Genomic DNA, 7,328 nt, shown 5'->3' with positions numbered 1-7,328 from the left:
CAATCTTTCCCGAAATCATAGACTGTATCCTCATCATTAAAAGAGTTGTTTACAAACTCATGACAAAATGGTTTGCAGGGACAATCCGCATCCGGATCCAATACTTTGTAATAGAAATCGTAATTAAGTGTCTGCTGAATAAACATTCTGCCCAGCTGCCCGCCACCTAATATTCCTATTTTTTTATACATATATAATTTTGGAGCAAATTTAAGGATAATAACAAGCTTCTGAATATTTTTTCAAGGATTTTGAATAAATCTCCGTATTTTTGCATTATAACAATAAAATATTATGAATTTAAGATTGATTTTTACCTTTTTTCTGGCAGGCATTTTATTTACAGCATGTAATCAGGAAAGTGAAAAAAAAGCAGAGAAATCCGGCGAAGAAACTTTTTCTTACTGGGTTTTTGGTGATACCATTGAAAATGCCAATGCTTTGGCAGCCGCTTCACTCAGCAATGAAATGAAAGACAAGGAATATATGGAGACAACTATCAAAGGAAAAGTTGTCAATGTATGTCAGGTAAAAGGTTGTTGGATGACAATTGATTTGGAAAATGGTGAAAACATGCGGGTAACCTTTAAAGATTACGGGTTTTTCGTGCCTAAAAACATTCATAATCAGGAAATAATTGCTGCCGGATTTGCATATACAGACACAACAAGTGTAGAGGCATTGAGACATTATGCTGAAGATGCCGGCTGGGAAAAAGAAGAAATAGAAAAGATAACAGAACCGGAAATCGAATTACTCTTCGAAGCGCATGGCATCCTATTAGCCAAAGATGCTGATTTAGAGCCTAATATGGATTATTAATATAAAATTTCATTTTTTTCCTGCTCATATTTTGGCTTAAATATTTAAAATCTTAACTTTGCAACGCCTTTCGGGCAAATGATCCAGATTCAGTAGCTCAGCTGGTAGAGCAACGCCCTTTTAAGGCGTGGGTCCTGGGTTCGAATCCCAGCTGGATCACAAAAAGCCTCTCAATTTTGAGAGGCTTTTGTGTTTTAGGGAATTTGAGGGGTGATTTCTATCAAAATATACAATTTACTTAATTAGAATTGTCATTATTGTTAAGCTTGTTGATTAATAAAATCCCCGCCCCCACTAAAACTTAATTTGTCCAAAACCACATAATTTGATAAATTGCATTCTTTAAACTATCAATGAGAAATACTACCAAACTAAAGGCTATCCTATTAAAGTATGTTATCACGCTCGATATGGATGATGATAATAACTTTACTATGATATTGACTGATAAAGTAAACGGAAATGCTTTTTCTGTTGAAGCTAATAATTACTCCTCAGTAATTTCAAAAGCTTACTCCCTGTTATTAAAAGAGCTGAAAAAAGAAGAAAATAGCGGTTTTTAATCTTGAAAAAATTGATTTCGGGCTATTGATTTGATTAATGTTGTTTTTGTAAATTGTCTGTAGTGAGGGCACTACGGACAGGCGAGAAATTGAAGGTTTATGGGGGCGTTGGTCGCCGCTATGTCAAACGGTTGCGGGCAAAGATATACTCACAGCCTATGATTTTATTCAATTGCCTGATGCTTGGGTACGAAAAACGATGTCGATTGTCGGTCTAAGCCTGAAGCGGGAACTTGAGGGTATTCCGGTCTTGGATCCGGATGAAATGAAGGTCAATAAAAACATTGCCACCACCTGTAACATTCTTGTTGCAAACTCCTGTTCCCACTAATTCCAGTATTGTGCTTCTCAAACTTGCCGTTTCCGGATTGAAGAAGATTTACAAAGAAGGATATTATTACAAAAAATCCGTAGTGGTATTGATGGGAATTGTTCCCGGTAGCACGCAGCAATTGTCTGTTTTCCGGGAGGATAATCACCTGCATACAGCACTTATGCAAACGGTTGACAAGTTAAATGGAAAGCTTGGACAGCAAAAAATAAAATACGGTTGTCAGGATTAAAACGTACCTGGAAAATGCGGCAATTTTCTCTGTCTCCCTGTTACACTTCACGGCTGAAAGACATTATAGAAGTGAGGGCGTAGAAAGTGATTTTTGAAAAACATGTGATAATAAGAAAATAAAGATTATTTTGCATTAATTTTTTTCTTCAATTACTTATTAAACCTTAATTTATGTTAAAGACAAGCAAACTATTTATGCGTGTTGTTTTCAGTTTGACAGCAGCGATTTTCATTTTTACCGGATGCAGTAAAGACGAAGAGAATGATGACACTCCCTTCAATTTTGAAACAGGTACTGTTACTGATCAGAATGGGAATGTCTATGGCACAGTTAAAATTCATGGCGTCGAATGGATGTCGGAGAACTTAAAAACTACAACCTATTGCAATGGAGCACCCATAGACGACAATCTTTCAACAGATTGGCTGAATGTATTTCTGAACAACTCACCGGCCTATGCAATTTACGGAAACAACCCTTCCAATGCTGCAGTTTACGGGCATTTGTATAACTGGTTTGCAGTTGATGATGCCAGAAATATCTGCCCTTGCGGATGGCGTGTACCAACCTATGATGATTGGGAAGCATTGCTCAAGTTAATTAATCCTGATTATCCGATAAATCCAAATAATAACGGAGGGGGAAAGCTGAAAGTAACAGGAACAACATATTGGAAAAGCCCGAACAAGGGTGCTACCAATACAACAGGTTTTACGGCATTGCCTGGCGGAATGCCATTCAATGACGAATTTGGTGGTTTAGGTGAATATGGATACTGGTGGTCGTCCACTACATTTGTTGAAGATTCTGATCCGTCTTCACAAACTTATGCATGGGCCATGGATTTGAATTATCAAACAGCAAATTACTATTATGCAGGTTATGCAAAAAACCGCGGGCATTCGGTTCGCTGTGTCCGAAATTTATAATCATACATTCAAAAAAAGGGTGCAAATTTAAATTTGCACCCTTTTTTTATATCCCATCAATAGCCTTAGCCAGTTTTTAATTTTTTCGGTGACGATGTCTCCGGCATCATGTGTACTTAGTTTGATGGTAACTTTGTTGTACACATTCTGCCAGTCCGGATGATGTTGATGTTTTTCAGCCAGAAATGCCACTTGTGTCATGAAAACAAATGCCGTTTTGAAATCCTTGAATTCAAATGTTTTGACTAATGCATTATTTTTTTCTTCCTACATATGGTGTTCGTTTAGATTGAAAAATCAAATGTATAAATATCCTGCACACAGTTTTAAGCACGTCAATAGAAGCTCTTACGTCGTGTTTGTTTACCATTTCAATATATTGGTGAATATGAACTCTTAGGGGAATTGCTTTTTCTGTTGAGGCTAATAATTACTCCTCTGTAATTTCAAAAGCTTACTCGCTGCTATTAAAAGAGCTGAAAAAAGAAGAAAATAGCGGTTTTTAATCTTGAAAAAATTGATTTCGGGCTATTGATTGATTAATGTTGTTTTTGTAAATTGTCTGTAGTGAGGGCACTACGGACAGGTTGAGCTACTACAAAAAAATTAAAGATCATTTTTAAACACATTCAGCATTTATAACTAAATTAGTAGCATATCAAAAAAAATTATACAAATAGGTTCATTTTATTTTGAACTTAAAAAACTATTTGTAATTTTGCATCAATAATTGTGAAAAATGGATAAAAATCGTGACGAATTCATCAATGAAACAGGTTTGTTCTTTGAGTATATTGGTGTAGCACGAAATGCCGGTAAAGTATTGGGCTACCTGATGTCTGACAATCGAAATGAAGTTTCTTTTCAGGATATTCAGGAAGGGCTTTCAATCAGCAAAGGTTCTGCAAGTCAGACATTGAAATGGCTTTTGCAAAACGGCTTTGTAGAAAAAGTCATCAAATCGGGAGACAGAAAATCCTATTACCGATTTAAGCTGCAACCGGTGGAAAACATTTTAAAAGAAAGAATTGCTGTAATCAGCAAATTGATTGCATTATTTAGAAAAGGCAATGACATCAGAGGGAATGCAAATGATAAATTGGGAAAAAGTATAGAGGAAGCAGCTATATCCTATCAGTGGATTGTCAATAAAATGCAGGAATGGATAATTGAATTAAAGGAACAACAATCAAAACAAATATAAAACAGCTTGTATTAAAAACCTGATACAAGTCATGTTTTTATGATAAATCAAATTGTAATTTTGCAAAACTCAAATGATAGATATGAAACAGTTAACAATTTTTTTCTTGATTTTATTTAGCCTGCCTGTTGTCCATGCACAGGATGCCGCAGAAATTCTCCGCAAAATGGAAGATGTAATGCGTGGAGAATCGAGCTATGCTGAAATGAGTATGAAGATCGTCCGTCCGCGTTATGAGCGGGAAATCAGCCTGCGCTCCTGGCATATCGGTACAGATTATTCCATGATTTTGATAACTGCACCTTCCCGAGACCGGGGATCCGCTTTTTTGATGCGGAAAAATGACATCTGGAGCTATGACCCCCGCATTGACCGGACCACCAGAATGCCCTCCTCTATGATGGCTCAATCCTGGATGGGCTCTGATTTTACCAATGATGACCTGGTAAGAGATTCAGATATTATTGACGACTATGAGCACAAGGTTTTACGCACAGAAGAATATGAAGGCAGGGAATGTTATGTACTGGAACTGATTCCCAAACCAGGCACTCCGATTGTCTGGGGCAAAGTGCTGATGTGGGTTACCACAGACAATTATTTACAGTTAAGAATAGAGCAGTATGATCAGCGAGACAGATTAGTCAACACATTAAAGCTTGATGAGATTAAAACTTTTGACGGCAGAGAAGTGCCTTCCCGCTTTACGGTAATTCCGGCTGGTAAAGAAAACCACCGAACGATTCTGACTTATCAAAAACTGGAATTTGACATTGATATAAATGAAAGCTTTTTTTCACAGGAAAATATGCTGAGGCTGGATTGAAATGATGAATGATGAGTTATGAGTTATGGAATGGGATGGAATGTTGAAAGGAGGGATTTGATAAACGCCTAAAATGATTGCTTCATTGTTAAATGTAGAAGGAAACAGTCATATATTAAATGGTAACTATCATTCATAACAACTGAATAACCAAACAACTTTTAACTTTCAACTAACATGCGTAATCTACTGATAAATAAAGTTAGCTGAGTGATTACAAGTGAGAAAAATGAGCAAGATTTATATAGGTTTTTAAAATTTAAGACAGCTTATGATTATTTATTTAAAATTAGCATGGAGAAGCATCTGGCGCAATAAACGCAGGACACTGATTACCATTTCAGCAATTGTATTTGCTGTAGTGCTTGCAGTGCTGATGCAATCTTTTAACAGAGGTTCACATGAAGTGATGATTGATAATATGACGCGCCATTATACCGGACATGTACAGGTTCAGGATTACAGGTATGAAGATGAGCCGTCATTGGATAATTCATTTTACTACGATGATGAACTCAGAAGCAGGGTAATGCAGGCTGATAGAAATATTCAGAAGGTATTACCCCGAATAGAAACTTTTATGTTGGCAGCAAATGGCCAATCGACACGGGGAGCAATTGTCTTTGGTATTGATTTGGAACTTGAAGATCCTTACAATCAAATTAAGGACCGGAAATCTGAAGGACGTTTTTTTGAGGAAGACGAACAGGCAGTGGTGATTAGCAGAAGATTTTCAGAAAGACTTGGACTGGGTGTTGGAGATACATTGGTGTTGATCGGGCAAGGCCGCTTTGCTATGTCTGCCAGCGGATTATTTGAAATTGTCGGTATTATGGATCATCCCATGCCGGACATGGATTCGCGAACGGTTTATATGCCTTTGACAGCTGCACAGGAAATGCTCTCGGCTGAGGGGTATATCACTTCTCTTTTAATTGGACTTGATAATGAACGTCATACCAATAGTGTAGCTGCAAGTTTAAAAGAAAATTTGGAAGATGAAGAGTTAGTCGTTTTTACCTGGCCGGAATTGATGCCTGAACTATTAGAATTACTGGAATTTGATCTGGTAGGTGCATATCTGATGTCATACATTTTGTATATCGTCATTGCCTTTGGCTTTTTTGGTACAATTTTAACCATGACGCTGGAACGCATAAAAGAGTTTGGAATATTGATTTCAGTTGGTATGCAAAGAGCAAAGCTCGCCTTTACTTTATTCCTGGAAGTTCTATGTATAAGTCTTTTAGGTGTTTTAATTGGAGCCGGATTGGCCTGGTTGGTGGTGTATTATTTTCACCTCAATCCAATTCAACTAACCGGAGAAATGGCTGAAACAGTAATGGATATGGGTTGGGAACCGGTAATACCCATGTCTTTTGCAGCAGATCAGTTTTATTCACAGGGAATTATAGTGTTTATTATCGCAATGCTAATTTCCCTTTATCCGATTTATAGAATTTTAAAATTAAATGTGATTAAAGCATCAAGGTCTTAAATGTGAAAGCATCATTAAAACAAAGGGTCACCCGTCAGTCGGGTTTTCAAAAAAACAAAAATGTAAATACATGAAAATACTTTTAACAATAGCCTGGAGAAACATCTGGAGGCATCCCGGAAGGAGCGGAGCCTTACTGGCAGCCATCATCATCGGCCTGTGGGCAGGAGTTGTAACAGTTGGCCTGATGAACGCCATGCTTCAGCAGCGTATGGATTATATGATTGACAGCGAAATTACTCATGCCCAAATTCATCATCCGGATTTCAGGGACGAGGGTTCAGCATGGATGTATATAGAACAGCATGCAGAGATTACACAATGGCTGAAAGAGAATCCGAAAGTCACTTCTTTTACTTCAAGAACCATAACTGACGGCATGCTGCAATCTCCGGTAAAAACTTCCGGAGTAAGCATACGGGGTATAGATGTAGAAACAGAACCCAAAACAACAACTTTCCACGAAAATCTGGTAGAGGGAGAATATCTTGATACTGATATGAATTTTCCTGTATTACTGGGAAAAAGCCTTGCAGAAGAGCATAATATGGAAATCGGCAACAGAATAGTGCTTACTTTTGAAAGAACTGATAATGAGCTTACTTCTGCTGCTTTTAATATTGCAGGTTTTTACAAATCAGCTTCCTCTCAGTACGATAACATGGTAGTTTTTGTAAGAAATGAAGACCTGAGTGATTTACTGCAAGATGAACCACTTTATCACGAAATTGCCATGATGCTTACGGATGTGGAATATGCCACGGAAATTGCTGAACAGATTAATGCAACATTTTCGGATGTTGAAGCAAAAACCTGGAGTCAGATATCTCCTGAATTAGGGACGCTGGCAGCTTTAGGCGGATTAATGCTCTTTATTGTAACCATTGTCATCATGATTGCACTGGCCTTTGGTATTCTGA

The 7,328-nt window shown here is 37.4% G+C and carries 10 protein-coding genes, 1 tRNA gene and 1 pseudogene; 10 read left to right on the top strand and 2 right to left on the bottom strand.

What is annotated here, in order from left to right:
- Positions 1-191: 5-(carboxyamino)imidazole ribonucleotide synthase (locus tag EA412_01185; protein TVR82986.1), on the bottom strand; the 191-nt coding region annotated here is incomplete at its 3' end.
- A gap of 103 nt (positions 192-294) precedes the next feature.
- On the opposite strand from EA412_01185, the gene EA412_01180 reads away from it, so the two are divergent.
- The 6 genes from EA412_01180 to EA412_01155 all read left to right on the top strand — a co-directional run bounded on the left by EA412_01180 (position 295) and on the right by EA412_01155 (position 2,880).
- Positions 295-822: a DUF4920 domain-containing protein gene (locus EA412_01180; protein ID TVR82985.1), complete on the top strand. Its 528-nt coding sequence runs from the start codon at positions 295-297 to the stop codon at positions 820-822.
- 86 nt (positions 823-908) lie between these two features.
- Positions 909-984 (top strand) — tRNA-Lys (locus EA412_01175).
- A gap of 191 nt (positions 985-1,175) precedes the next feature.
- Positions 1,176-1,385 carry a hypothetical protein gene (locus tag EA412_01170; GenBank protein ID TVR82984.1) on the top strand — a complete coding sequence of 70 codons (210 nt, stop codon included), beginning with the start codon at positions 1,176-1,178 and terminating at the stop codon, positions 1,383-1,385.
- 305 nt (positions 1,386-1,690) lie between these two features.
- A complete protein-coding gene (locus tag EA412_01165) occupies positions 1,691-1,948 on the top strand; it encodes a hypothetical protein (GenBank protein ID TVR82983.1) in 258 nt (85 codons plus the stop codon).
- The gene (locus EA412_01160) at positions 1,936-2,031 is read left to right on the top strand and encodes a DUF4113 domain-containing protein (protein TVR82982.1); all 96 of its coding nucleotides are present in this window, start codon (positions 1,936-1,938) and stop codon (positions 2,029-2,031) included. The genes EA412_01165 and EA412_01160 overlap by 13 nt, the downstream gene beginning before the upstream one ends.
- 90 nt (positions 2,032-2,121) lie before the next feature.
- The gene (locus EA412_01155) at positions 2,122-2,880 is read left to right on the top strand and encodes a hypothetical protein (GenBank protein ID TVR82981.1); all 759 of its coding nucleotides are present in this window, start codon (positions 2,122-2,124) and stop codon (positions 2,878-2,880) included.
- A gap of 46 nt (positions 2,881-2,926) precedes the next feature.
- Here the strand turns inward: EA412_01155 and EA412_01150 are convergent.
- Positions 2,927-3,153: pseudogene (locus EA412_01150) on the bottom strand (pterin-4-alpha-carbinolamine dehydratase).
- A 466-nt stretch (positions 3,154-3,619) separates the two neighbouring features.
- Between EA412_01150 and EA412_01145 the strand changes: the two are divergent.
- From EA412_01145 to EA412_01130, 4 genes are all read left to right on the top strand, one after another.
- A complete protein-coding gene (locus EA412_01145; GenBank protein TVR82980.1) occupies positions 3,620-4,084 on the top strand; it encodes a MarR family transcriptional regulator in 465 nt (154 codons plus the stop codon).
- 82 nt (positions 4,085-4,166) lie between these two features.
- Positions 4,167-4,910, top strand: a complete 744-nt coding sequence (locus tag EA412_01140) for an outer membrane lipoprotein-sorting protein (GenBank protein ID TVR82987.1) — start codon at positions 4,167-4,169, stop codon at positions 4,908-4,910.
- Between the two features lie 271 nt (positions 4,911-5,181).
- The gene (locus EA412_01135; GenBank protein ID TVR82979.1) at positions 5,182-6,408 is read left to right on the top strand and encodes an ABC transporter permease; all 1,227 of its coding nucleotides are present in this window, start codon (positions 5,182-5,184) and stop codon (positions 6,406-6,408) included.
- 70 nt (positions 6,409-6,478) lie between these two features.
- The coding region (locus EA412_01130) for an ABC transporter permease (GenBank protein ID TVR82978.1) at positions 6,479-7,328 on the top strand (850 nt) is incomplete at its 3' end.

The sequence above is a fragment of the Chitinophagaceae bacterium genome (assembly GCA_007695095.1).
Classification (GTDB): Bacteria; Bacteroidota; Bacteroidia; order Chitinophagales; family REEL01; genus REEL01.
The sequence above is the reverse complement of the archived record's forward strand: the minus strand, read 5'-3'. Positions and strand labels throughout refer to the sequence as shown.

Excerpts from the sequence above, each read along its gene's own strand:
- EA412_01145 (TVR82980.1), top strand. The coding sequence starts at position 3,620 with ATGGATAAAAATCGTGACGAATTCATCAATGAAACAGGTTTGTTCTTT.
- EA412_01140 (TVR82987.1), top strand. The coding sequence starts at position 4,167 with ATGAAACAGTTAACAATTTTTTTCTTGATTTTATTTAGCCTGCCTGTT.
- EA412_01170 (TVR82984.1), top strand. The coding sequence starts at position 1,176 with ATGAGAAATACTACCAAACTAAAGGCTATCCTATTAAAGTATGTTATC.
- EA412_01135 (TVR82979.1), top strand. The coding sequence starts at position 5,182 with ATGATTATTTATTTAAAATTAGCATGGAGAAGCATCTGGCGCAATAAA.
- EA412_01155 (TVR82981.1), top strand. The coding sequence starts at position 2,122 with ATGTTAAAGACAAGCAAACTATTTATGCGTGTTGTTTTCAGTTTGACA.
- EA412_01180 (TVR82985.1), top strand. The coding sequence starts at position 295 with ATGAATTTAAGATTGATTTTTACCTTTTTTCTGGCAGGCATTTTATTT.